A 23,182-nucleotide genomic window follows, 5' to 3' on the forward strand; every position below is an offset into this window, starting at 1 on the left:
CGATAGCCCCCGGTCGCCGCGCGCCCGGTGCGCAGCGCGGCGAGGACCGCCGCTGTGTCCTCGCCCGCCAGCGTCCCCGGGAGCCCGTCATGGCCGACCGTCGCCTCGCGCCCCTCTCCGCCCTCACCCTCGGGCGCCGTCCCCGCCCGGCCCCGCCGCGCCGGGTCGTCGTCCCCCCGCCGCCGCCCGAGCCGGAGCGCCAGTCGCGGCTGGTCGACAACGCCGTCTACGCCGGCGGCCGCCGGGTCGCCACCCCCGGGTCGGCCGCCGAGAGCCACGACTGGCTGACCGAGGGCTTCGACGACCGGATGGTGTGGCTGGGCCTCTACCGGCCCGAGCCCGCCGAGCTGGGGGAGCTGGCCGAGCAGTACGGCCTGCCCGACCTCGCCGTCGAGGACGCCATCCAGGCCCACCAGCGGCCGAAGTTCGAGCGCTACGGCGACACGCTCTTCGTCGTCCTCAAGGCCGCGCGCTACCTCGACGCCGTCGAGCAGGTCGAGTTCGGCGAGCTGCACCTGTTCCTCGGCCGGCAGTTCGCGATCACCGTCCGGCACAGCGAGTCGCCCGACCTCGCCCGCGTGCGGCGGCGGCTGGAGAGCGAGCCGGCGCTGCTGGCCAAGGGCAGCGAGGCGGTGCTGTACGCGATCCTCGACGCCGTCGTCGACGGGTACACGCCGGTCGTCCTGGGCCTGGCCAACGACATCGAGCAGATCGAGACCGAGGTCTTCCGCGGCGACCCCGGCGTCTCGCGGCGCATCTACGAGCTGTCGCAGGAGGTGCTGGAGTTCCAGCGGGCCGCCCGGCCGCTGACCGGGATCCTCGCCGCGATCACCGCCGGGTTCGACAAGTACGGCGTCGACGAGGACCTGCGCAGCTACCTGCGCGACGTCGCCGACCACGTCGTGCAGGTCAACGAGCGGGTGGAGGGCTTCCGCCAGCAGCTGCGCGACATCCTCACCGTCAACGCGACGCTGGTCGCGCAGCGGCAGAACGAGGAGATCCGCGAGCTCACCGAGGCCTCGATCGCACAGGGCGAGGAGGTCAAGAAGATCTCCGCCTGGGCGGCCATCCTGTTCGCGCCGACGCTGGTGGGCACGGTCTACGGGATGAACTTCGAGGACATGCCCGAGCTGTCGTGGCACCTGGGCTACCCGTTCGCGCTGGTGCTGATGCTGGGCGTGAGCCTGACGCTGTACGCCGTCTTCAAGCGCCGCGACTGGATCTGACGAAGGACCACCCTTCCCCCCACGCCTCGCAGGCTCGGCGCGGGGCCCTGAGGGGCGGCCGTTCCAGCACGTCACCACGCGCCGGGGTGGCGGCGGGGAACAACCCGCTGGTCGGGCCGGTTAGGATGGGTGCACAACTGCACAGGGGGTGAATGGTCTCGACTGCGGTCGGGTGACCAGGGGAAGCGAGCCGAGGAAGCCGACGATGAGCTCGTTAACCACGCGTCGGAAAACACACAAGCGCCGACAAGAGTCAGCGCGCGTACGCCCTCGCTGCCTGACAGCGAGTGTGACGCTGTCAGCCCGGGTTCGGTCATCGACCCGGTGTCTGGCATCAGCTAGATGACTCACCGTGCGTGCCGGTCGCGGGCGTGCACGGGACACCTCACAGCGACTGGGCCTGTCATCTCGACGTGTTCGCGCGATCGGGAGGGCCGAGCAGAGGCAGAGCGGACTGCGCTCGGAGAAGCCCTGGTGATGCGTCGCAGGACGCGGGTTCGATTCCCGCCACCTCCACCCCTGACGGGAGCCCGCACGGACGACGTCCGTGCGGGCTCCCGTGCGTCCGGGGCCGCTCAGCCCTTGAGCAGCCGCATCGTCTGGTGGGACACGGCGCGGGCGACGCGGGCAGGCCGATGAGCTTCGCCATCAGGAGCGCCTCGAAGGCCTCGGCGTCCGCGACCGCCACGTGCACGAAGTAGTCGGGCACGCCGAACAGCCGCCGGACGCTGACCACCTCGTCGAAGGCCAGGACCGCGGCCTCGAACTCCTCGACGGCGCGCCGGTCGTGGCGCGGATCTCCACGGCCACGATCACCTCGAAGGTGCGCCCGGTGGCCCGCGGGTCGATGACCGCCCGGTACCCGGCGATGACCCCTGCACCGGTGGCGGCGGAACGTGCTGCTGAGCACCTCCGCCGGCACCGCCGTGCACGTCGCCCTCGCCACCCTGCTCGCCGGCGCCTGAGCCACCGGGTGTGGGGACGGCACACACCCGGCGCCGGCCGCTGTGGACCGGGCACCTGGCGCTCCTCCCGAGGTGACCGCAGCATGTGATCCGGAACTCGGCCGGACAGTCGCGGACAAGGGAGTCCTCGTGTCGCAGCGCAGACGAACCACCCTCACGATCACCACCCTCGGCATCACGGCGGCGCTCGCGCTGCAGGCGTCGCCCGCAGCAGCCGTACCGGGAGGCCACGGCCCGGGCGTCGGGGCGCGGCCCTGCACGGCGGGCGACACGGTCGAGGTCCCCGGCGCGGAGCACAGCGTGACCGCCTGCCTGCCCGACCTGACCACCTCCGGCCTGCAGCAGCAGGCGCCCGGGCGGTACACCGACGTCGCGGACTGGACGGGGCTGCACGCGCTGGGCACGCAGAACCCGTCCGGGGTGCCGGGGCTGCAGGTCGACGGCTACTTCCCCGACACGTCCACCTCCAACACCCTCCACGGCTGGAACCACGACAGCCAGTTCGTCCTCCGGATCCCGGACGACTGGAACGGTGGCCTCGTCGTGGCCGGCGCACCCGGCACCCGCAAGCAGTACGCCTCGGACTTCCTCGTCTCGGACGCCGTGCTGGCGCAGGGCTTCGCCTACGCCTCCACGGACAAGGGCAACAACGGGGTCGACTTCTACCGCGACGGCGTCGCGCCCGGCGACGCCGTCGCGGAGTGGCACCAGCGGGTGACCGAGCTCGCGGTCGCCGCGAAGGCCACCCTGCGCCAGCACCTCGGCCAGGCGCCGCAGCGGACGTACGTGGCCGGCATCAGCAACGGCGGCTACCTGGTGCGGTGGCAGCTGGAGAACCGGGCGCACCTCTACGACGGCGGCGTCGACTGGGAGGGCACCCTCTTCACCCCCGACGGGCCCAACCTGTTCACCTACCTGCCGACCGCGGTGCGCTACACCCTCGGCCAGGCGACGGCCGAGGACATGTACGCCGCCGGGTTCGCGCGCGGCTCCGAGCCGCTGTGGGACTACCACCGGACGGTCTACTGGGGACTGACGCAGAAGACCTACCGGGCCGAGTTCGACCCGGCGTACGACCCGGCGTGCCCTGGCCCGACGGCCGGCACGACCCTGCCCGCCATCCTGGCGCCCTGCCCGAGCGACGCCGGCTACGACACCTGGTTCGCGAACCCGGACTCGGAGCCGGTGCACGACGCGCTGGCCCGGATCAGCCTGACCGGCAAGATCAAGAAGCCGCTGCTCACCCTGCACGGCACCCTGGACGCCCTGCTCCCGATCAGCACCGACAGCGACGTCTACGCCGGGATGATCGCCGACCAGAACCGGGACCGGCTGCACCGGTACTACCGCATCGAGGGCGGCAACCACGTCGACAGCCTGGTGACCGTGGACCCGCAGCTCCTGCGGCCGATGCTGCCCTGCTTCCGCACCGCCTTCGACGCGCTCACGGCGTGGGTCGAGGAGGGCGCGCAGCCGCCGGCCAGCACGACGGTCCCGCGCCCCGCAGGGGTGGATGCGAGCGACCCGGCGCTGCTGAACACCTGCTCGCTGGCCTCGGGGGGCTGACCCGTCCCGTCGCCACGGCGAGGGCCCCGGTGCGGAGGACGTCCGCCCGGGGCCCTCGTGCGTCGCGGCCGCGGGCGGCCGGGCAGGGCGACCGGCTGCTCCCGGAACCGCGCGGTCCGGCAGAGTGACCGGCATCACCCTTCCGAGCAGAGGAGCTGCCGTGATCGAGAACGCCTTCTACACGCCCGAGGTGCAGGGCGCCTACCAGCTGCACTCGCTGGGCGGCTTCGACCTCGAGGAGGGCGGGCGCATCCCCGACCTCCGGCTGGCCTACGCCACCTACGGCGAGCTGAACGCGGCCAAGGACAACGCGATCCTGGTCCCCACCTGGTTCAGCGGCACCCACGCCACCTGGGAGCAGGTCTACATCGGCCCCGGCCGGGCGCTGGACCCCACGCGCTGGTTCATCGTGGTGGTCAACCAGATCGGCAACGGGCTGTCGACCTCGCCGCACAACACCGACGGCGGGATCGCGATGTCGCGCTTCCCGCAGGTCCGCATCGGCGACGACGTCCGCGCCCAGCAGCAGCTCGCCGCGGAGCTGTTCGGCATCGAGCGGTGGGCGCTGGTGGTCGGCGGCTCGATGGGCGCCCAGCAGACCTACGAGTGGGCGGTCCGCTTCCCCGAGCAGGTGCTGCGCGCCGCCCCGATCGCCGGCACCGCGCAGAACACCCCGCACGACTTCCTGTTCACCCGCACGCTGATGGACGCGATCACCTCCGACCCCGGGTGGAACGGCGGCGAGTACCGCTCGCACACCGAGGTCGCCGACGGCCTGCGCCGGCACGCCGACATCTGGGCGGTGCTCGGCCTGTCCACGGAGTTCTGGCGGACCGGGTTCTGGCGCGGGGTCGAGCTGCCCGACGTCACGTGGTCGACCTTCGAGGAGTTCCAGGAGCGGTTCGTGCAGGCCACCTTCCTCGCCATGGACCCCAACGCCCTGCTGACCATGGGCTGGAAGTGGCAGCGCGGCGACGTCACCCGGCACACCGACGGCGACCTCGCCGCGGCGCTGGGCCGGATCACCGCGCGGACCTTCGTCATGCCGATCGACGAGGACATGTTCTTCCCGCCCCGCGACTGCGCCGTCGAGCAGGCGCTCATCAAGGACAGCGAGCTGCGCGTGCTGCCCTCGATCGCGGGCCACTTCGGGCTGTTCGGCTTCGAGCCGGCCTACCTGGCCGAGGTGGACCGCAACCTCGGCGAGCTGCTCGACACGGAGGTCTGAGCCCTCAGCTGCCACCGCCGGGCGGGGCCGGTACCGCCCCGCCCGGCGCGTTCGGCGCCGCGCCCTGGGCCTGCACGTCGTCGGCGTCGGCGGTGCCCACCAGGCCGCTGACGCCCTCGGTGGTCTCGCCGTCGTGCCGGTCCCGGCCCTTGGTGTCGTCGCTGCGGGGGTGGTCGACGGCGCTCTGTCGCTCTTCCACGGGGTCCTCCGGTGCGGGTCGGGAACGTCCCCGACGCTCCTACCCGCGGAATGGCCGGCCGTCCCCTCCAGTTGGCCCCCGCGGAGACCCCGCCGCACCCGAGGAGCACCGCATGACCACGTACGCCGTCACCGGAGCAACCGGCGGCCTGGGCCGACGCGCCGTCGAGGAGCTGCTCGACCGCGGCGTCCCGGCGGCGGACGTCGTCGCCGTCGTCCGCCGTCCCGAGGCCGCCGCCGACCTCGCCGCCCGCGGCGTGCAGGTCCGCGAGGGCGACTACTCGCGGCCGGAGACGCTGCCCGCGGCGCTGGCCGGCGTCACCCGGCTGCTGCTGGTCTCGGGCAACGAGCCCGGCGCGCGGGTGGCCCAGCACCGCGCGGTCGCCGAGGCGGCGGCCGCGGCCGGCGTGCAGCGGCTCGTCTACACCTCGATCGCGCACGCCGACACCTCGGGCAACCCGCTGGCCGGCGAGCACCGGGGGACCGAGGAGGCGCTGCGCGAGGTCGGCGTCCCGGCGACGGTCCTGCGCAACAGCTGGTACGTCGAGAACTACACCGCCCAGCTCGACCGGTACCTGGCCACCGGCGAGATCCTGGGCGCCGCGGGGGAGGGCCGGGTGTCGGTGGCCCCCCGTGCCGACTACGCCGTCGCGGCCGCGACCGCGCTGCTCGCCGACCAGGAGGGCAGCGGCGTGCTGGAGCTCGGCGGCCCCGGGGTCACCCTGGCCGAGCTCGCCGCCGCCGTCACCGAGGCCACCGGCACGCCCGTGCGCTACCGCGACCTGCCGGCCGAGGAGCTCACCGCCGCGCTGCAGGAGGCGGGCCTCGAGGCCGGCACCGCCGGGTTCGTCACCGCCATCGACACCTCCATCGCCCGCGGCGAGCTCGACACCGGCGAGGAGACCCTCACCGCGCTGCTCGGCCGGCAGGTGACCCCGCTGGTCGACGCGGTCCGCGCCGCGCGGGGCTGACCACCGCCGACGACATCGGCGATCTCGGCACGGGCGGGTAGCCGCCGGCGGGCCTCCCTTCGAGGGGTGGGGTCCGCCGCCGGGCTCCAGTGCGGCGCTGCCCGTGCCGATCCCGGGAGCATGAACCCCATCGCGTGCCGCGCCGTCGCGCAGGCCGGACTCGTCGCCGCCACCGCCTCGGCCGATGTCGAGGCCCCCTGGCCGCTGCTGCTCGTGGCCGGCTGGCACACCACCGCCGCCGACCTGGTGCTCGCCGACGTCCGGCTGGCCGACGACCTGGCCGCGCTGCCGGTCTGACAGCTAGTGGGCGCGCGCGAAGGCGTGGCCGTCGGGTCCGTGCGAGCGGACCACGACCAGCACGTCCTCGCTCTGCAGCGTCCCGATCAGCGGGTCGTCGTAGCGCAGGGTGCGCCCGCCGCGGGTGACCGACAGGACGATGTCGCGCAGGTCGCGCGGGCCGAGCCCGACCTCCCCGGAGCTGACCGTGCGCTGCGAGATGTCGAGCCCCTGGCCGCCCGTGAGCAGGTCCTCCACGACCGAGACCACCCGCGGGCTGTCGGTGGACAGGCCCAGCAGCCGGCCCGACGTCGCCGAGGTGGTGATGACCGTGTCGGCGCCGGACTGGCGCAGGAGGCTCGCGTTCTCCTCCTCGCGGACGCTGGTGGTGATCGGCACGCTCGGGTTGAGCTGGCGCACGGTGAGCGTGATGAGCACCGCGGCGTCGTCCCGGTTGGCCGCCACGATCACCGCGCGGGCGCGCTCGACGTGCGCCCGGCGCAGCACGTCGGTGCGCCCGGCGTCGCCGACGATGCCGGTCAGCCCGATGGAGTTGGCCTCGTCCATCGCCCGCTGGTCGGAGTCGACGACGACGATGTCCTCCAGCCGGGTGCCGGTGGCCCGCAGGGACCGGACGGCGCTGCGGCCCTTGGTGCCGTAGCCGCACACGATGACGTGCTGGCGCACGCGGGACCTCCAGCGTCGGATGCGGAACTCCTCGCGCGAGCGCGCGGTGAGCGCCTCGAGCGTGGTCCCGATGAGCACGATCAGGAACAGCACGCGCAGCGGCGTGATGAACAGGATGTTGACCAGCCGCGCGCCCTCGGTGATCGGCGTGATGTCGCCGTAGCCGGTCGTCGAGAGCGTGACGGTGGCGTAGTAGACGGCGTCGAGCAGCGAGATGCCGACCTCGTCGCCGTCGCGGTAGGAGTCGCGGTCGAGCCAGACGATGAGGACCGTCAGCGCCAGGAAGAAGCTCGCGAAGGCCACCCGGCGCCACACCTGGCGGGTCGGCGACTCCTCCACGTGGGCGAGCTGGACCCCGGTGTGCGGGTCGTCCGCCGCCTGTCCGCTCATCACGTCAGCGGACGATAGCGAGCGGGCGCGGTGCGCACCGGGATGCCGGTGCGCACCGCCCTCGAACGGGTCAGCTCGAGGCGGCCCCGCGCTCCCGCGCGGCCAGCTCGCGCTTGAGCACCTTGCCCGCCGCCGACACCGGGATGGCGTCGATGAAGACGACGTCGCGCAGCCGCTTGTACGGGGTGACCCGGTCGTTGACCGCGGCCATGACCGACCCGGCGGTCAGCGCCCGCCCGGCGTCGTCGTCGCGGCGGACGACGTAGGCCACCGGCAGCTCCCCGGCCTCCTCGTCGGGCCGGCCCACCACCGCTGCGCCGGCCACCCCCGGCACGCCGAAGAGGACCTCCTCCAGCTCCCGCGGGAACACGTTGTAGCCCTTGTAGAGCAGCATGTCCTTGGTGCGGTCGACGATCGAGAGGTAGCCGTCCTCGTCGAGGACGCCGACGTCGCCGGTGTGGAACCAGCCGTCGGGGTCGATCGACTCCGCCGTGGCCTCGGGCCGGTGGGCGTAGCCGCGCATGACCTGGGGGCCGCGGATGCACACCTCGCCGCGCTCGCCCACGGGCAGCGGGTCGCCGCCCCCGAGCGGGCGGATGGTGATCTCGGTGTCGAACACGGGCACGCCGACCGTCCCGGCCTTGCGGGTGCCGGACCGGAACGACGGGTTGCCGGTGGCCTGCATGGTGACCTCGGTGAGCCCGTAGCCCTCGCCGATGACCGCGTCGGGCAGCACCGCCTGCAGCCGCTCGATCAGCGGCACGGGCAGCGGCGCCGCGCCGCTGGAGACGCCACGGACGTGCGACCAGTCGGCCTCGGCGAAGCCGGGCACCTGCAGCAGCGCGACGAACACCGGCGGGGCGCCGCCGATGCTGGTCACCCGGTACCGCTGGGCGTCCTCCACGTACCTCACCGGGTCGAAGCGCATGTGGACGACCGTCGTCGTGCCGGCCATGACCATGCCGTTGAGGTAGCCGATCGCCCCCATCGCGTGGAACCACGGCGTCAGGTTGACCAGCGTGGCCGTGCCCAGCCGGATCGGGCACTCGTCCTCGCCGAGGACCTGCCGCAGGGTGACGTCGCCGGCCTCGTCGAGCTCGGGCAGCGAGCCCGACGTCCAGCACGCCGACTGCAGCACGTTGGTGACGACGTTGCGGTGCGGCAGCTCCACGCCCTTGCTCACCCCGGTGGTGCCGCCCGTGTAGGCCAGGTGGGCGAGGTCGGCGGCCGGGTCGACGGCGGCGTCGAGGTGCCGGTCGGTGGGGTCGGCGGCCAGCAGGTCGGCGAGGTCGACGTCGCCGTCGGCGAGCCCGTCGAGGCGGGCGGCGAGGTCGAGGGTGTGCGCCTCGCCGGTGACGACGACGGTCCGCACCGGGGTGGCCTCCAGCGCCGGGCGCACGAAGGGCAGCACCTGGTCCCAGGTGACCAGGACGGTGGCGCCGGCGTCGGTGAGCTGGGCGGCGAGGTCGGCGGCCGGCAGCAGCGGGTTGGTGGGGGAGAAGACCGCCCCGGCCATGACCACGCCGTAGTAGACGGCCGGGTACTGGCGGCAGTTCGGGATGTGCACGGCCACGACGTCGCCGCGGCCCACGCCGGAGGCGGCCAGCCAGTTCGCGACGGCGCACGCCCGCCGGCCGAGCTCCTCGAAGGTCAGCTCGACGTCGTGGTCGACGAAGGCCGTCCTCGTCCCCCAGCGGCGCACCGCCGCACGCAGGATCGACCCGACCGGTACCGCCGGGTAGTCCAGGGAGCGCGGCAGCCCGGGCGGCCAGCTCGCGGCGGTGGAGGTGGGCGCGTCCTGCGTGGCGGTCATGCGGGTCCTTCCGTCCGGGGCCGTTCCACGACAGCGTGGCCCAGCCCACAGCGCCTGTCGAGCACCCTCCGGTGCCGGGCGACCGCGGCTTGCGACCATGGCCGGGTGAGCGACCAGCGCAGTGCCCTCGTCCTCGGCGGCGGCGGCATCACCGGCATCGCGTGGGAGATCGGCCTGCTGACGGGCCTGGCCGAGGCCGGTGTCGACCTGACCGGCGCCGACCTCGTCGTCGGCACCTCGGCCGGCAGCGTCGTCGGCGCCCAGGTGACCAGCGGCGCGGAGCTCGGGGAGCTGTACCGCCGCCAGCTCGAGCCCCCGTCGTCGGAGCGCGCGGCCCGGATGGGGCGGGGGGCGCTGGCCGCCTTCGCCTGGGCGGTGCTGCGCAGCCGCGGCAGCGACACCGCGTTCCGCCGGCGGATGGGGGCGCTGGCGCTCCGGGCCGAGGCCGCCGGCGTGACCCCGCCGGAGCAGGAGCGGCTCGACGTCATCGGCTCCCGCCTGGTGTCGCGGGAGTGGCCCGGGCGGGCGCTCACCGTCACCGCCGTCGACGCCGCCACCGGGGAGTTCCGCACCTTCGACCGCTACTCCGGCGTGCCGCTCGTGCACGCGGTCGCGGCCAGCTGCGCCGTCCCCGGCGTCTACCCGCCGGTGACCATCGACGGCCGCCGCTACGTCGACGGCGGGATGCGCTCGGCGGCCAACGCCGACCTCGCCTCCGGGTACGAGCGGGTCGTCGTGCTGGCGCCGATCGCGCGCGGCGCGGGCCCCATGGCCAGCGTCGACGCCCAGGTCAGCGGCATGGTGGCGCGGGTCGCCGTCGTCTCGCCCGACCCGGCCGCCCGCCGGGCCATCGGCCGCAACGTGCTCGACCCGGCGGCCCGCCGGCCCTCGGCCGAGGCCGGCCGCGCGCAGGCGTCGACGGTGGCCGGGGAGGTCGCCGCCGCCTGGTCCGGCTGAGCGGCCGCCGGAGGGGGACCACCGGCCGTCCGGTCGCGGCTCCGGTCGCGGCTCCGTCGCCGGGCTGGGATCGTCCGGGCCGGCGGCGACGTCGCCGTCCGAGCCCGGGGGAGCGCACCCATGTCACGTGCCCACCGCCGGACCGCAGCGCTGAGCGCCGCGGTCCTCGCCGTCCCGCTGTTCCTGACCGGCCCGGCCACCGCCGCCCCGCCGCAGGCGGCCGGGCCCGAGGCGGAGGAGCTGCTGGTCATCGGGCACCGCGGCGCCTCGGGCTACCGGCCCGAGCACACGCTGGCCTCCTACGAGCTGGCCGCCCGGATGGGTGCGGACCACGTCGAGCCCGACGTGGTGAGCACGTCGGACGGCGTGCTGGTCACCCGCCACGAGAACGAGATCTCCGGGACGACGGACGTCGCCGAGCGCCCCGAGTTCGCCGACCGGCGCACCACGAAGACGATCGACGGCACCGAGCTGACCGGCTGGTTCACCGAGGACTTCACCCTCGCCGAGCTGCGGACGCTGCGGGCGGTCGAGCGGCTCCCCGAGCTCCGCGAGGAGAACCGGCTGTACGACGGGCTGTACCAGGTGCCCACCCTCCAGGAGGTGCTCGAGCTGCGCGAGGAGCTCAGCCGAGAGCTGGACCGGGAGATCGGCGTCTACATCGAGACCAAGCACCCGACGTACTTCGACGCCATCGGGCTGTCGCTGGAGGAGCCGCTGCTGGCCGCGCTCGACGAGGCCGGGCTCGACCGTGACCGCTCGCCGGTGTTCGTCCAGTCCTTCGAGACGGCGAACCTGCGCGAGCTCGACGAGGTCGCCGACGTGGCGCTGGTGCAGCTGATGTCGAACACCGGCGCGCCCGCTGACCTGGTCGCGGCGGGTGACCCGCGGACCTACGCCGACCTGGCCACCGCCGAGGGGCTGGCCGGCATCGGCGAGTACGCCGACGGGGTGGGCCCGGACAAGAACCTGGTCATCCCGCGGGAGGCCGACGGCACGCTGGGCGAGCCGACGTCCTTCGTGGCCGACGCGCACGCCGCGGACCTGCTCGTGCACCCGTACACCTTCCGCAACGAGAACGAGTTCCTCCCCGTCGAGCTGCGCGACCCGGGCGAGGAACCCGGCGACTACGGCCGGGCGATCGAGGAGCAGCTGGTGTTCTGGGAGACCGGCATCGACGGGATCTTCACCGACAACCCCGACACCGGCGTCGTCTCCCGCGACCTGTTCCTGCAGGGGGAGGACCAGGCGGCCGCCTGAGCGCCCTCCCTCGCCGGTGACCACGGCGCCGTGACCACGTCCTGAGCCCTCGGGCTGGTCGCGGCGCCGTGGTCACCGGGAAGAGCGCGCAGGGGACGGGGTGTTGGAGCGGACGTGAAGGTCGAGATCTGGTCCGACGTCGTCTGTCCCTGGTGCCACATCGGCAAGCGCCGCTTCGAGGCCGCGCTGGCCCGCTTCCCGCACCGGGACGCCGTCGAGGTGGAGTGGAGGGCCTTCGAGCTCGACCCGGGCGCGCCCTCGGCCGCCGCCGGCGAGCCGGTGACGCCGACGGAGTACGCCGAGCGGCTGGCCCGCAAGTACGGCACGTCGGTGCCCGCCGCGCAGCAGATGACCGACTCCATGACCCAGCAGGCCGCCGCCGAGGGGCTGGACTTCCGCTTCGACCGCGCGGTGCGGGCCAACACCCTCGACGCCCACCAGGTCCTCCACCTGGCGGCCGAGCGCGGGGTGCAGGACGCGGTCAAGGAGCGGCTGCTGACCGCCTACTTCGGCGAGGGCGAGGCCGTGGGCGACCGCGAGACCCTCGTCCGGCTGGCCGCCGAGGCGGGGCTGGACGCCGACGAGGTGCGCGCGGCGCTGGCCGACCAGCGGTACGCGGGCGCGGTGCGGGCCGACGAGGCCGAGGCGCAGGCCCTGGGCATCAGCGGCGTGCCGTTCTTCGTCGTCGACCGGAGGTACGGCGTCAACGGCGCACAGTCCGCCGACGCGCTGCTGCAGGTGCTCGAGCGCGCCTGGGCCGAGCGCACGCCGCTCGTCCCCGTGATCAGCGGCGGCGAGGTCTGCGGCCCCGACGGCTGTTCGGTCTGACCGGACGCCTAGGACAGGTGTCGCCGTTCGCACCGTGGGCCGGGGGCGGTCGCGAGTCCCCGGTCGGCGGTGAGGAGCGCACACCCCAGCCTCTCGGCGAGGGCGGCACAGGTGGCGTCGCAGGCGGTCAGGTTCGACCGCAGCTGCCAGATCCGGGGGAGCAGCGAGGTGTGCGGGTACCGCTCGATCCCCAGGAGCACCAGGTCGTCGACGGCCTCGGCGGCTCGATCGGCCCCGACGGCCCCGGTGGCGGTGAGCCTGCGCAGTCCTGAGGCGACCTCGACGTCGACCAGCGCCGGTGCGTGCAGGTCGTCGGCCCGCACGAGGTCGTGGAGCTCGGCGGCGCGTCCACCGGTCTGCAGGAGCAGGCGCAGGACCACGGAGGCGTCGAGGACGACGGACACCTCAGCGCACGCCGCGTTCGGCGTGCACGGCCGCGACGATCTGCTCGGAGTCGACGGGGACGTCGGCGCGTGCCGTCACGCGCGAGAGGAACTCCTCCGCGGTCGGTCGCCGGGCCAGCCCGCTGACCTCCCTCCGGAGGTACTCGGACAGCGACAGCCCAGCGCGGGCTGCGCGTACCCGCAGGACCTCGTGGACGTCGTCCGGGACGTCCCGGACCTGGATCGTCCTGGCCATGCAGGCGCTCTACGTGCAGTGCATGAAGTCTGCACCCACCGACGCGTCAGACCACCGGTCGGGCGACCAGCGAGCCGGCCGAGTGCTCCTCGCGCAGGCGGGTCTTGAGCACCTTGCCGCTCGGGTTGCGCGGCAGCGCGCCGACGACCGAGTACTCGCGCGGGTTCTTGTAGCGGGCCAGCCGCTCGCGGCACCAGGCGGTGAGCTCCTCCGCCGTCGGCGGGTCGGCCGCGTCCCGCGGGGCGACGACGGCCAGCGGCGCCTCCCCGAAGCGCGCGTCGGGGACGCCGATCAGCGCCACCTCGGCCACCTTCGGGTGCGCGGCCAGGACGTCCTCGACCTCGGCGCAGTACACGTTCTCGCCGCCGGTGATGATCATGTCCTTCTTGCGGTCGACGACGTAGAGGTAGCCCTCCTCGTCCTGCCGCACGAGGTCCCCGGAGTGGAACCAGCCGCCGGCGAAGGCCTCGGCCGTCGCCTCCGGCTTGCCCCAGTACTCCTTCATCACCATCGGGCTGCGGTACACGATCTCGCCGACCTCGCCCTGCGGGACGTCCCGCATCGCGTCGTCGACCACGCGGACCTCGACGTTGAGCATCGGCGTGCCGACCGAGCCGATCTTGCGCACCGAGTCCTCGCCGCGCAGGAAGGTGGTCACCGGGCTGCACTCGGTCTGGCCGAAGGCGGTCACCACCTCCGCCTGCGGGAACGTGTCGATCATCGTGCGCAGCAGCGTCGTCGACGCCGGGGCCGCGCCCCACGAGATGCGGCGCAGCGACGACAGGTCGCGGTCGGCGATCCCGGGGACGGCGACCACCGCGGCCCACATCGCCGGCACCAGGAAGATGCTGCTCACCCGCTCCCGCTCGATCAGGTCGAGCGTGGCGACGGGGTCGAACCCGCCCGAGCGCAGGATCACGTGGGTGCCGCCGAGCAGCAGCGGCGGCAGGCCCCCGGCCAGCCCGGCGATGTGGAACAGCGGCGCGCCGGGGACGGCGACCCGGTCGTCGGGGTCCCAGCCGAGGTGGGTGACCTGGCTGAACACGTGCATCAGCAGGTTGTGGTGGGTGAGCACGGCGCCCTTGGGCCGGCCGGTCGTGCCCGAGGTGTACATGATGAACGCCGGCGCGGACTCGTCGACCGTGACCTCGAGCGGCTCGGCACCGGCCGCGGCCAGCGCCGCCTCCAGCTCCTCGCCGATGGTCAGCACCGTGCTCACCCCGGGCGCCTGGGCGCGGGCCTTGGCGCCCACCTCGGCCATCGCGGCGTCGACCACGAGGGCCGTCGCACCGCTGTCGGTGAGCACGTAGGCCACCTCGTCGGCCACCAGCCGGAAGTTGACCGGCACCACGACCGCACCCAGCCGCACGCCGGCCAGGTGGGCCTCCCAGGTCTCCAGCCCGTTGAGCGCCAGGACGGCGACGCGGTCGCCGCTGCCGACGCCGCGGCCGGCCAGGGTGCGGGCCAGGCGGGTCACCCGCTCGTCGAGCTCGGCGTAGGTGCGCCCGGTCCCCTCGAAGCGCAGCGCCACCGCCCCGGGCGTGCGGCGGGCCCAGCGGGCGAGCTGGTCCGACGCGGTCATGCCGCGTCCGGCGAGGGTCGGGACGTCCACGGGGGCCTCCTCGGTCGGTGTGACCCGCGTCATGCTGTCGGGGGGGCCGAGGGCGGTCAAGCCTGACCGTTGCCGCCCTCCCCGGCGACCAGGAGCCGGGCGGCGAGGCCCTTCCACAGCGCCAGGTGCGGGTCGGTGGCCGCCGGGCGCTCGGCGAAGGCGTACACGCAGGCGACACCGCGCATGCTGGTGAACAGCAGCTCGCAGACCTCCGCGTAGCGCGGTGCGGCCGCGACCTCCGGACCCCAGATGCCGTCGGCCACCCGCCGGATCGCCGCGCGCAGCCGCCGCTCCTCGGTCCGCAGGGCCGCCCGCAGCCCCGGGTCGGTGCGCGCCGCCGTCCACAGCTCCATCGCCGCCCAGAACGGCGGCTCCTGGAACGTCGCCCACAGGAGGTCGATCGCCCGGTCGACCCGCTCGGGGCCGGCGGGCTGGTCGGCCATCACGGCCGCGGCCCGCGCCTCCACCTCGGCCAGCAGCGTGGTCGACAGGTGCCCGGCCGCGGCGACGAGCAGCTCGGCGCGGGAGGGGAAGTGGTGCAGCAGCCGGCCGCGGGACACCCCGGCCCGGGCCTGGACGGCGAGGGTGGAGGCGCCGGCGTAGCCGTCCTCGACCAGGCAGGCCACGGCGGCGTCGAGGATCAGCGCCCGGCTGCCCGCCGTGCGCGCCGAGCGGGTGCGCAGCGGCGCGCCGGCCGGGACGGGATCGGCGGTCACCCGCGGCAGGGTAAGCCCCGGCGGGGCCCGCGAACAGTCACCGTTGACCGTGCAGGGTGACCGCTGTCACGCTGCGGCCCGACCGCTCGACGACGGAAGGCGCCCCGTGGACTTCGACGACACTCCCGACGAGGCCGCCTACCGGGCGCGCGTCCGGGCCACGCTGGAGGAGCACGACGCCGAGCTGCTGCACGTGCGGCCGGGGGAGCCGACCGACGCCCGCCTGCGCGAGGCCGAGCTGCGCGCCACCCAGCGGGTACTGGCCGACGCCGGGCTGGTCGGCGTCACGTGGCCGCGGGAGCACGGCGGGCAGGGCGGCACGCTGGTGCAGCAGGCGATCGTGGCGCAGGAGCTGGCCCGCGCGCGGGTGCCCACGCTGGTCAACCACATCGGCATCGGCATGTGCGGGCCCACGGTCATCGCGCACGGCAGCGACGACCAGCGCTCCCGGTACCTGACCCGGCTGCTGCGCGCCGACGACGTGTGGTGCCAGCTGTTCAGCGAGCCGGCCTCGGGCTCGGACCTGGCGGCGCTGCGCACCTCCGCCGTCCGCGACGGCGAGGACTGGGTGGTCAACGGCCAGAAGGTGTGGACGACGCTCGCCCACGTCGCCGACCTCGGCATCCTGCTCACCCGCACCGACCCGACGCGGCCCAAGCACGCCGGGCTGACGATGTTCGTCGTCGACATGCACGCCCCCGGCGTCACCGTCCGGCCGCTGCGGCAGATGACCGGCGGTGCCGACTTCAACGAGGTCTTCTTCGACGACGTCCGCATCCCCGACGGCGAGCGGCTCGGCGAGCCGGGGGAGGGCTGGCGGGTCGCGCTCACCACGCTGATGAACGAGCGGGTGGCGATCGGCGGGGCCGGCAGCGACATCGGCCAGTCGGCCGAGGCGCTGGCCGCCCACGCCCGCGACCGGCTGCCCGCGCTCGGCGCCGACCAGCAGGCGCTCGCCCGCCAGGCGGTGGGCCGGGCGCTGGTTGCCGCGCTGGCCAGTCGCTACACCGGCTACCGCCGCTTCACCGCGCTGAGCAAGGGCGGCGTGCCCGGCCCCGAGGCCAGCGCCGGCAAGCTCGGCGGCACCGCCGCGGCCCGGCTGGTGTCCGACGCCGGTGTCCGCCTGCTCGGGGACGAGGCGGTGCTCGGCGCCACCGCCGACGGCGACGAGACCTGGCAGAGGGCCCAGGCCTACGTGCCGGGCATCGCCATCGCCGGCGGCACCGACCAGGTGCTGCGCAACATCCTCGGCGAGCGGGTGCTGGGCCTGCCGCCGGAGCCCCGGACCGACAAGACCGCCCCCTTCTCGAGGTGACGACGGTGGACTTCGACCTCTCCGACGACCAGCGCGACGCCGCCGCCGGCGCCCGCGCGTTCTTCACCGGCTCGGTGTCGACGGCGGCCGCGCGCGCCGCGCTCGAGGGCACCGCGGCCCCCGCGCCCGGCCGCGAGGCGCTGGCCGACATCGGCTTCCTCGGCATCACCGTGCCCGAGTCGGCCGGTGGTGCCGGCGGCAGCGTGCTCGACCTCGCCGTCGTCGCCGAGCAGGCCGGTGCGGTGCTGGCCGCGCCGTCCCTGGTGACGGCGGCCCGCGCGGCGGTGCTGCTGGAGTCCGCACCCGACCTGGCCGCGCAGCTCGCCGACGGGTCCACCGCGATCGCCGTCCTCGACGGGCCCGTGACCGGGTCGGCGCCCTCGATCGACGCCGCCGACGCCACCCTCTTCCTCGGCCTGGACGGCGGCACCCTCGTCGCCGGCGAGGGCGTGGTGGTGCCCGGGCGGCCGCTGGACGCCACCCGCGGCCTGGCCTCGGTGCGGCTGACCACCCGCCGGGTGCTGGCCGAGGACGCCGGCGAGCGGTGGGCGCGGGCCCGCGCGGTCGGCGCGGTGGTGCTGGCCGCCGAGGACCTCGGCGCGGCCGACCGGGCGGTGCAGCTCGGCGTGGCCTACGCCAAGGAGCGCGAGGCGTTCGGCCGGCTGATCGGCTCCTACCAGGCGGTCAAGCACATGCTCGTCGACGCGTGGGTCGGCGTGGAGCAGCTGCGGTCGCTGGTGTGGTGGGCGGCGTGGGCCGCCGACGCCGCGCCCGCCGACGCCGCGCCCGCCGAGCTCCCGCTGGCCGCCGCGGCCGCCAAGGCCTACGCCGCCGAGGCCCTCGAGCGGGCCGCGGAGACCCTGGTGCAGGTGCACGGCGGGATCGGCTTCACCTGGGAGCACGACGCGCACCTGTACTGGCGCCGGGCGAAGGTCGACCGGCTGCTGCTCGGCGACGCCGGCGAGCACCACGACACCGTCGCCCGCCTGGCCGTCGCCGGCGCCCTGGGGTGAGCCCCACCCAGCTGCGCTACGAGGTGGCCGACCGGGTCGCGACGATCACGCTGTCGCGGCCCGAGCGGCTCAACGCCTTCACCGCGGTCATGGCCGGCGAGCTGGCCGGGGCCGCGGCGGCCGCCGACGCCGACGACGCGGTGCGGGTGGTCGTCGTCACCGGCGAGGGGCGGGCGTTCTGCGCGGGCGCCGACCTCGCCGCCGGCTCCGGCGGCCTGGGCGACCGCGCCCGCGGCGCGGCCGTCGACGACCCCGCCGGCCGGGGCACCGTGGGCGGCCTGCCCCGCGACTGGGGCGGGGTGGCCTCGCTGCCCTTCGCCGCGCTGCGCAAGCCGGTGATCGCGGCGGTCAACGGCCCCGCGGTGGGCATCGGCGCCACGCTCACCCTGCCGATGGACGTCCGGATCGCCGCCGAGTCGGCCCGCTTCGGCTTCGTCTTCGCCCGCCGCGGCATCGTCCCGGAGGCCGCCTCGTCGTGGTTCCTGCCGCGGGTGGTCGGCATCAGCCAGGCGATGGAGTGGGTGGCCACCGGCCGGGTCTTCGGCGCCGAGGAGGCGCTGCGCGGGCGGCTGGTGTCGCGGGTGGTGCCCGACGCCGAGCTGCTGCCCGCCGCCCACGCGCTCGCCGCCGAGATCGCCGACAACACCAGCGGGGTGGCCGTCGGCGCGGCCCGGCAGCTGCTGTGGTCGATGCTCGGTGCGCCCTCGCCCTGGGACGCGCACCGCGCCGAGACCCGGGCGCTCGCCGAGCTCGCCAGCGGCCCCGACGTGGCCGAGGGCGTGGCCGCCTTCCTCGCCAAGCGGGCGCCGGACTTCACCGCCCCGCTCGGCGACGGCGAGGTCGCCGGGGTCCCGCGCTGGCCCGCGCCGCCGGACGACGCCGGGCCACCCCCGGGATAGACGAGGGGCGGCCCGGCGTCGTCCGCGGGTCAGGACAGCAGCTCGCGCACCTGCCGCCACCGTGCGGCGGCCTCGTGCCGGGCGGCGAGCGCCTCCTCGAGCGGAACGGGGCGGAAGCGGGTCCGCGTCCCCGGCGAGGACTGGCCCACCAGGTCCAGGTCGGCGCTGATGACCGTGGCCACCATGGCGTAGCCGCCACCGGAGACCGCGTCCCGGTGCAGGATGATCGGCTCCACCCCGCCCGGGACCTGGATCGACCCCAGCGGGTACCCCGCGTCGACGATGTTGGACAGGTCCGACCCGGCGCCGAACGGCTGCTCCCGGTCCTGCCACTCGAGCGTCCCGCCGCTGTACCGGAAGCCGATCCGGTCGGCGACCGGGGTCAGCGTCCAGGTGGTGTCGAGCAGCGTGGCCAGTCCCCGCTCGGTGAGCCGGTAGTCGTAGAGGCCGAGCACCACCCGGAGGTCGACGTCCTTCGACAGCGCCGGCCGCAGCTCCTCGGGCACCGACCTCCCGGCCGTCCCCGAGCCGGTCCCCACCGGCAGGACGTCGCCGGCGCGCAGCACCCGGCCCTCGAACCCGCCGAACGAGCCGAGGGTGTACGTGCTGCGGCTGCCCAGGACGACGGGCACGTCGAGGCCCCCGGACACGGCCACGTAGATCCGGGCCCCCGCCTCCAGGTAGCCGAACGAGAGCTCGGCCCCGGCCGCCACCTCGACCGACTCCCACTGGGGGACCGGCTCGCCGTCGAGCAGGGCCGGCATGCGGCCCCCCGTGACGGCGACGACGGCCCGCTCGGTGAACCGCAGGTGCGGCCCCATGTAGGCGGCCTCGACCACGGCGGCACCGGGGTCGTTGCCGACGAGGAGGTTGGCCACCCCGGAGGAGTAGAGGTCGACCGCCCCCGACGGCGGGATCCCGACGTCGTAGTACCCGGTGCGCCCGCGGTCCTGGACGGACGCGGCCAGGCCCGGCGCGACGATCTCAACGGCCATCGAGCACCTCCAGCAGTGCGGCGTTGTACTCGTCCGGCGCGGCGAGGAAGTCGTCGAGCCGGAACTCCACCTCCTGCTGGCGGAAGCGGAAGGTGCCCGCGGAGACCTCCTCGCCGATCTCCCGGTAGCGGCGCTCGTCGATGGCCGTGAACTTCACCAGGTCGCCGGGCCGGAAGAACACCATGAAGTCGGCGAAGTCCCCGAGGGTCTGCGTGGGATCGAAGATCGGCGCCGGCGTGACGCCGAACATCTGGTAGCCGCCGGCGCCCCGCACGGAGTAGACGCAGGCGAAGCAGCCCCCGTGCCCGACGGTGAGCGGCGGGGTGTCGGTGCGCGGCCGGAGGTACTTGGGGACCTGGAGCTGCCGCTCCCGGGAGACCATCTGGTACAGGAACGGCAGGCCGGCGACGAACCCCACCATCGAGGTCAGCCACGGCGAGCCGGAGTGCCGGGCGATGAACTCCTCGGTCGAGGCCAGCCCGTTCTCGGCCGCCGCGAACTCCAGGTCGTTGCCCTCCGGGCGCTGGTGCCGGTCGCGGAACCGGGCCGCGGTCTCGTTGGTGTACGGGTCGTCGTACCAGACCGGCACCTCGACGATGCGCGTCCGCAGGGCCAGGGACGGCGCCGACTCGACCTCCCGCTCGACCTCCCGGACCTGCGCCTCCAGCACGTCGGGGGCGATGACGTCCGGGTCGAACCGCACGAGGAACGACGCGTTGGCCGGGCAGATGTCGGCGACCCCCGCCAGCTGCCGGTCGGCCAGCGCCCGGGTCATGGCCGTCGCCGCGAAGTTGACCTCCAGGCTCATCGCCTCGTCGAGCTGCACGACGAGGTGCTCGTCGCCGCCCCACGAGTAGCGGCTGGGCCGCCGGGCGCTCACGCGCTCCTCCGGGCCAGGCCGGCCTCGCTGCTGTCGGTCATCCACTCCTCCAGTGACGTGGTGTGGTAGCTCCCGGCCACGAAGCCGGGGTGGTCGGCGAGCCGGCGCAGGAAGGGGGCGGTCGTGGCGACGCCCTCGACCTCCACCTCGTCGAGGGCCCGCCGGGCGCGCGCCAGCGCGGTCTCCCGGGTGTCGCCCCAGACGACGACCTTGGCGAGCAGCGAGTCGTAGAACGGCGGGACCTCCCCGCCCTGCTCGCTGCCGGAGTCGACCCGGACGAACGGCCCCCCGGGCAGGTGCAGCCGCGCGAGGGTGCCGGGGCTGGGCAGGAACCCCGTGTCGGGGTCCTCCGCGTTGAGCCGGAACTCCAGGGCGTGGCCCTGCACCCGGACCTCCTCCTGGGGAAAGGACAGCGGGTCGCCGGCCGCGACGGTGAGCTGCTCGCGCACCAGGTCCCGGCCGGTGACCATCTCGGTGACCGGGTGCTCCACCTGGATGCGGGTGTTCATCTCGATGAAGTGGAACTCGGCCCGCTCGGGGTCGTAGAGGAACTCGACGGTGCCCGCACCGTGGTAGCCCACCTCGGCGGCGAGGGCGACCGCCGCGCCGGTCATCCGCTCCCGCACCGCCTCGGGCAGACCCGGGGCGCCGGCCTCCTCCACGACCTTCTGCCGGCGGCGCTGCAGCGAGCACTCCCGCTCGCCGAGGTGGACGAACCGCTCGCCGTCGCCGAAGACCTGCACCTCCACGTGCCGGGCCCGCTGGACCAGCCGCTCCAGGTAGACCTCGGGGTTGCCGAAGGCCGACCGGGCCTCGCCCTGCACCCGCGGCAGCGCCTCGCGGAGCTCCTCGGCGGAGGCCACCACCCGGATCCCGCGGCCGCCGCCCCCGGCCGCGGCCTTGATGGCCACGGGGAAGCCGGTGGACCCGGCCACCTCGAGCGCCTCCTCCACCGTGGCCACCGGCCCGTCGGACCCCGGCACGGTCGGCACTCCCGCCCGGGCGGCGGTCTGCCGGGCCAGGACCTTGTCGCCCATGAGCCGGATGGCCTCGGGGGAGGGCCCGACGAAGGTCAGGCCGGCACCGACGACCTTGCCGGCGAACGAGGCCCGCTCGGACAGGAAGCCGTAGCCGGGGTGCACCGCGTCGGCACCGGCGTCGAGGGCGGCGGCCACCACCGCGTCCTCGTCGAGGTAGCTGCGGGTCGCCGGCGCGGGCCCGACGACCCGGTGGGTGTCGGCCATCCGGACGTGCAGCGCGCCGACGTCGGCCTCGCTGCACACGGCGACGGTCCGGAGGCCGAGCTCCCGGGCCGCCCGCAGGACGCGGACGGCGATCTCCCCCCGGTTGGCGACGAGCAGGGTCTGCACCGCGGCCTCAGCCGACGTCGACCGTGGCGACCGCGTCACCGGCGCCGAGGACCGACTGGTCCTCGGCGACGAAGGCGGTGAGGCTGCCGTCCGCGCCGGCCTTCACCTCGGCGTACTGCTTCATGATCTCGACCAGGCCGATGGTCTGGTCGGCGGTGACCGCGGCGCCCTCCTCGGCGAACGGCGGCTGGTCGGGCGCGGGGCGGCGGTAGAAGACGCCGGGCAGGGGGGAACGGACGGTGTGCTCAGGCAACGCTTCCTCCAGGGTTCTCGGTCCGGGCGGCCGCCACCACACCGCGGACGGCGGTGGCGACCTCCACGGCGTTCGGGGTGTCCGAGTGCACGCAGATGCTCTCGAAGGTCACCGGGATCCGCGTCCCGGTGTCGGTCTCTGCCTCGCCCTCGGCGAGCGCGAGCCGGGCCCGCCGCTCGGCCAGCTCCGGCGGGGTGGCGTGGGGGCGGCGGGCGATGATCAGCGAGCCGTCGGCCCGGTAGCCGAGGTCGACGAAGAACTCGCCCACGAACGGCACCCCGCGCCGGCCGGCCACCCGCTCGTGCGCCGTCCCCACCAGGCCGTACACCGGGACCCCGTACTGGACGGCGACGTCGCACACCGCGTCCATGAGCGCCTCGTCGCGGCCGACCATCCCGTAGAGGGAGCCGTGCGGCTTGATGTGGGACAGCCGCACGCCCTCGGCGTCGAGGAAGGCGCGCAGGGCGCCCACCTGGTAGAGGACGAGGTCGCGGACCTCCTCGGGGGTGAGCGCCATCTCCCGTCGGCCGAAGCCGACCGGGTCCGGCAGCCCCGGGTGGGCGCCGACGGCGACGCCTGCGGACGCGGCCGCGGTGACGACCTCGTGGATGCCCACGGGGTCGCCGGCGTGGAAGCCGCAGGCGACGTTGACGGCGTCCACCAGCGGCAGCAGCGCCTCGTCGTTGCCGAAGGAGTGGATGCCGTACGACTCGCCCATGTCGGAGTTGATGCTGACCGTCACGATCGTGTCCTTCCCTCTGCGGTGTGGCCCTCTGCGGTGTGGCCCTCTGCGGTGTGGTCCGCCCCGGCCGCCCGCGCGGCCGCGGCGACGGCGTCGGCGACCGGGGTGCGGGGTACCCGGTCCAGGACCGCCTGCGGGTGCAGCGCGGGGCCCGGCAGCGAGAGCAGCACGCGCCACAGCTCGCTCGCGGTGTCGGCCAGCACACCGCGGCCGGTGGCGGTGCGCACGGTGAACCCACCCGGCCCGCAGGAGACCCGGGCCGGGTGGGCGCCGTCCTCCAGCACCTGGTTCACCAGGCGGGCGACCTCCCACCGGGCACGACGACCGGCCAGGACGGCCGACCACGCGTCGGTGGCCACCGCCCGTCCGCACGCTCCGCACAC

At 75.1% G+C, this 23,182-nt stretch carries 24 protein-coding genes, 1 other RNA gene and 1 pseudogene; 12 read left to right on the top strand and 14 right to left on the bottom strand.

Annotated elements, in window-relative coordinates:
* The first annotated feature begins 89 nt into the window (after positions 1 to 89).
* On the top strand, positions 90 to 1,226 hold the full coding sequence (locus tag BMZ33_RS19600) for a magnesium and cobalt transport protein CorA (protein ID WP_091115098.1): 1,137 nt from the start codon (positions 90 to 92) through the stop codon (positions 1,224 to 1,226).
* A 144-nt stretch (positions 1,227 to 1,370) separates the two neighbouring features.
* Positions 1,371 to 1,745, top strand: a transfer-messenger RNA (tmRNA) gene (ssrA, locus tag BMZ33_RS19605).
* A 118-nt stretch (positions 1,746 to 1,863) separates the two neighbouring features.
* Here the strand turns inward: ssrA and BMZ33_RS24725 are convergent.
* A pseudogene (locus tag BMZ33_RS24725) lies at positions 1,864 to 2,367 on the bottom strand (Lrp/AsnC ligand binding domain-containing protein); the annotation flags it as partial.
* Positions 2,368 to 2,491: 124 nt separating this feature from the next.
* On the opposite strand from BMZ33_RS24725, the gene BMZ33_RS19615 reads away from it, so the two are divergent.
* Both BMZ33_RS19615 and BMZ33_RS19620 read left to right on the top strand, forming a co-directional pair.
* Positions 2,492 to 3,757, top strand: coding sequence for a tannase/feruloyl esterase family alpha/beta hydrolase (locus tag BMZ33_RS19615; RefSeq protein ID WP_169064593.1), 1,266 nt, complete (start codon positions 2,492 to 2,494; stop codon positions 3,755 to 3,757).
* A 160-nt stretch (positions 3,758 to 3,917) separates the two neighbouring features.
* The gene (locus BMZ33_RS19620) at positions 3,918 to 4,985 is read left to right on the top strand and encodes an alpha/beta fold hydrolase (RefSeq protein WP_091115100.1); all 1,068 of its coding nucleotides are present in this window, start codon (positions 3,918 to 3,920) and stop codon (positions 4,983 to 4,985) included.
* 4 nt (positions 4,986 to 4,989) lie between these two features.
* On the opposite strand, the gene BMZ33_RS19625 is transcribed toward BMZ33_RS19620, so the two are convergent.
* Entirely contained in the window at positions 4,990 to 5,184 is a 195-nt protein-coding gene (locus BMZ33_RS19625; RefSeq protein WP_091115102.1) for a hypothetical protein, read from the bottom strand.
* Positions 5,185 to 5,296: 112 nt separating this feature from the next.
* Between BMZ33_RS19625 and BMZ33_RS19630 the strand changes: the two genes are divergently transcribed.
* Both BMZ33_RS19630 and BMZ33_RS23535 read left to right on the top strand, forming a co-directional pair.
* The gene (locus BMZ33_RS19630; protein ID WP_091115105.1) at positions 5,297 to 6,154 is read left to right on the top strand and encodes an NAD(P)H-binding protein; all 858 of its coding nucleotides are present in this window, start codon (positions 5,297 to 5,299) and stop codon (positions 6,152 to 6,154) included.
* Between the two features lie 120 nt (positions 6,155 to 6,274).
* The gene (locus BMZ33_RS23535) at positions 6,275 to 6,451 is read left to right on the top strand and encodes a hypothetical protein (protein WP_169064594.1); all 177 of its coding nucleotides are present in this window, start codon (positions 6,275 to 6,277) and stop codon (positions 6,449 to 6,451) included.
* 3 nt (positions 6,452 to 6,454) lie between these two features.
* On the opposite strand, the gene BMZ33_RS19635 is transcribed toward BMZ33_RS23535, so the two are convergent.
* Both BMZ33_RS19635 and BMZ33_RS19640 read right to left on the bottom strand, forming a co-directional pair.
* Complete coding sequence (locus tag BMZ33_RS19635; protein ID WP_091115107.1) at positions 6,455 to 7,507, bottom strand: potassium channel family protein; 1,053 nt, start codon at positions 7,505 to 7,507, stop codon at positions 6,455 to 6,457.
* Positions 7,508 to 7,577: 70 nt separating this feature from the next.
* Positions 7,578 to 9,320, bottom strand: coding sequence for a class I adenylate-forming enzyme family protein (locus BMZ33_RS19640; RefSeq protein ID WP_091115108.1), 1,743 nt, complete (start codon positions 9,318 to 9,320; stop codon positions 7,578 to 7,580).
* Positions 9,321 to 9,425: 105 nt separating this feature from the next.
* On the opposite strand from BMZ33_RS19640, the gene BMZ33_RS19645 reads away from it, so the two are divergent.
* From BMZ33_RS19645 to BMZ33_RS19655, 3 genes are all read left to right on the top strand, one after another.
* Positions 9,426 to 10,277, top strand: a complete 852-nt coding sequence (locus BMZ33_RS19645) for a patatin-like phospholipase family protein (RefSeq protein WP_091115110.1) — start codon at positions 9,426 to 9,428, stop codon at positions 10,275 to 10,277.
* Positions 10,278 to 10,397: 120 nt separating this feature from the next.
* On the top strand, positions 10,398 to 11,537 hold the full coding sequence (locus tag BMZ33_RS19650; protein ID WP_091115112.1) for a glycerophosphodiester phosphodiesterase: 1,140 nt from the start codon (positions 10,398 to 10,400) through the stop codon (positions 11,535 to 11,537).
* A 114-nt stretch (positions 11,538 to 11,651) separates the two neighbouring features.
* On the top strand, positions 11,652 to 12,365 hold the full coding sequence (locus BMZ33_RS19655; RefSeq protein ID WP_091115114.1) for a DsbA family oxidoreductase: 714 nt from the start codon (positions 11,652 to 11,654) through the stop codon (positions 12,363 to 12,365).
* An 8-nt stretch (positions 12,366 to 12,373) separates the two neighbouring features.
* On the opposite strand, the gene BMZ33_RS19660 is transcribed toward BMZ33_RS19655, so the two are convergent.
* The 4 genes from BMZ33_RS19660 to BMZ33_RS19675 are packed head-to-tail and all read right to left on the bottom strand — an operon-like array spanning position 12,374 to position 15,332.
* On the bottom strand, positions 12,374 to 12,769 hold the full coding sequence (locus tag BMZ33_RS19660) for a type II toxin-antitoxin system VapC family toxin (RefSeq protein ID WP_091115116.1): 396 nt from the start codon (positions 12,767 to 12,769) through the stop codon (positions 12,374 to 12,376).
* A gap of 1 nt (position 12,770) precedes the next feature.
* A complete protein-coding gene (locus BMZ33_RS19665; RefSeq protein WP_091115118.1) occupies positions 12,771 to 13,004 on the bottom strand; it encodes a FitA-like ribbon-helix-helix domain-containing protein in 234 nt (77 codons plus the stop codon).
* 46 nt (positions 13,005 to 13,050) lie between these two features.
* Positions 13,051 to 14,616, bottom strand: a complete 1,566-nt coding sequence (locus BMZ33_RS19670) for a long-chain-fatty-acid--CoA ligase (protein WP_169064595.1) — start codon at positions 14,614 to 14,616, stop codon at positions 13,051 to 13,053.
* A gap of 56 nt (positions 14,617 to 14,672) precedes the next feature.
* Positions 14,673 to 15,332, bottom strand: coding sequence for a TetR/AcrR family transcriptional regulator (locus tag BMZ33_RS19675; protein WP_169064596.1), 660 nt, complete (start codon positions 15,330 to 15,332; stop codon positions 14,673 to 14,675).
* A 106-nt stretch (positions 15,333 to 15,438) separates the two neighbouring features.
* Here BMZ33_RS19675 and BMZ33_RS19680 point away from each other — a divergent pair, with 106 nt between their 5' ends.
* From BMZ33_RS19680 to BMZ33_RS19690, 3 genes are read left to right on the top strand one after another with little or no spacing between them, the layout of a single operon-like run.
* Complete coding sequence (locus BMZ33_RS19680; protein WP_091115122.1) at positions 15,439 to 16,647, top strand: acyl-CoA dehydrogenase family protein; 1,209 nt, start codon at positions 15,439 to 15,441, stop codon at positions 16,645 to 16,647.
* 5 nt (positions 16,648 to 16,652) lie between these two features.
* A complete protein-coding gene (locus BMZ33_RS19685) occupies positions 16,653 to 17,660 on the top strand; it encodes an acyl-CoA dehydrogenase family protein (protein WP_091115125.1) in 1,008 nt (335 codons plus the stop codon).
* Positions 17,657 to 18,559: an enoyl-CoA hydratase-related protein gene (locus BMZ33_RS19690; RefSeq protein WP_091115130.1), complete on the top strand. Its 903-nt coding sequence runs from the start codon at positions 17,657 to 17,659 to the stop codon at positions 18,557 to 18,559. Before BMZ33_RS19685 ends, BMZ33_RS19690 begins: the two co-directional genes overlap by 4 nt.
* Before the next feature lie 29 nt (positions 18,560 to 18,588).
* On the opposite strand, the gene BMZ33_RS19695 is transcribed toward BMZ33_RS19690, so the two are convergent.
* Genes BMZ33_RS19695 through BMZ33_RS19720 form a run of 6 tightly spaced genes read right to left on the bottom strand, consistent with a single transcriptional unit; the run spans position 18,589 to position 23,158 of the window.
* Positions 18,589 to 19,554, bottom strand: a complete 966-nt coding sequence (locus BMZ33_RS19695; RefSeq protein WP_091115133.1) for a 5-oxoprolinase subunit C family protein — start codon at positions 19,552 to 19,554, stop codon at positions 18,589 to 18,591.
* Complete coding sequence (locus BMZ33_RS19700; protein WP_091115136.1) at positions 19,544 to 20,434, bottom strand: 5-oxoprolinase subunit B family protein; 891 nt, start codon at positions 20,432 to 20,434, stop codon at positions 19,544 to 19,546. The genes BMZ33_RS19695 and BMZ33_RS19700 overlap by 11 nt, the downstream gene beginning before the upstream one ends.
* On the bottom strand, positions 20,431 to 21,804 hold the full coding sequence (locus BMZ33_RS19705; RefSeq protein WP_091115333.1) for an acetyl-CoA carboxylase biotin carboxylase subunit: 1,374 nt from the start codon (positions 21,802 to 21,804) through the stop codon (positions 20,431 to 20,433). The genes BMZ33_RS19700 and BMZ33_RS19705 overlap by 4 nt, the downstream gene beginning before the upstream one ends.
* Before the next feature lie 7 nt (positions 21,805 to 21,811).
* Positions 21,812 to 22,057 carry an acetyl-CoA carboxylase gene (locus BMZ33_RS19710; RefSeq protein WP_091115140.1) on the bottom strand — a complete coding sequence of 82 codons (246 nt, stop codon included), beginning with the start codon at positions 22,055 to 22,057 and terminating at the stop codon, positions 21,812 to 21,814.
* A complete protein-coding gene (gene pxpA, locus BMZ33_RS19715) occupies positions 22,050 to 22,799 on the bottom strand; it encodes a 5-oxoprolinase subunit PxpA (RefSeq protein WP_091115144.1) in 750 nt (249 codons plus the stop codon). The genes BMZ33_RS19710 and pxpA overlap by 8 nt, the downstream gene beginning before the upstream one ends.
* Entirely contained in the window at positions 22,796 to 23,158 is a 363-nt protein-coding gene (locus BMZ33_RS19720) for a hypothetical protein (protein WP_091115148.1), read from the bottom strand. Before BMZ33_RS19720 ends, pxpA begins: the two co-directional genes overlap by 4 nt.
* Positions 23,159 to 23,182: the final 24 nt, after the last annotated feature.

Source organism: Geodermatophilus dictyosporus (assembly GCF_900115505.1).
In the GTDB taxonomy this organism is placed as follows: domain Bacteria; phylum Actinomycetota; class Actinomycetes; order Mycobacteriales; family Geodermatophilaceae; genus Geodermatophilus; species Geodermatophilus dictyosporus.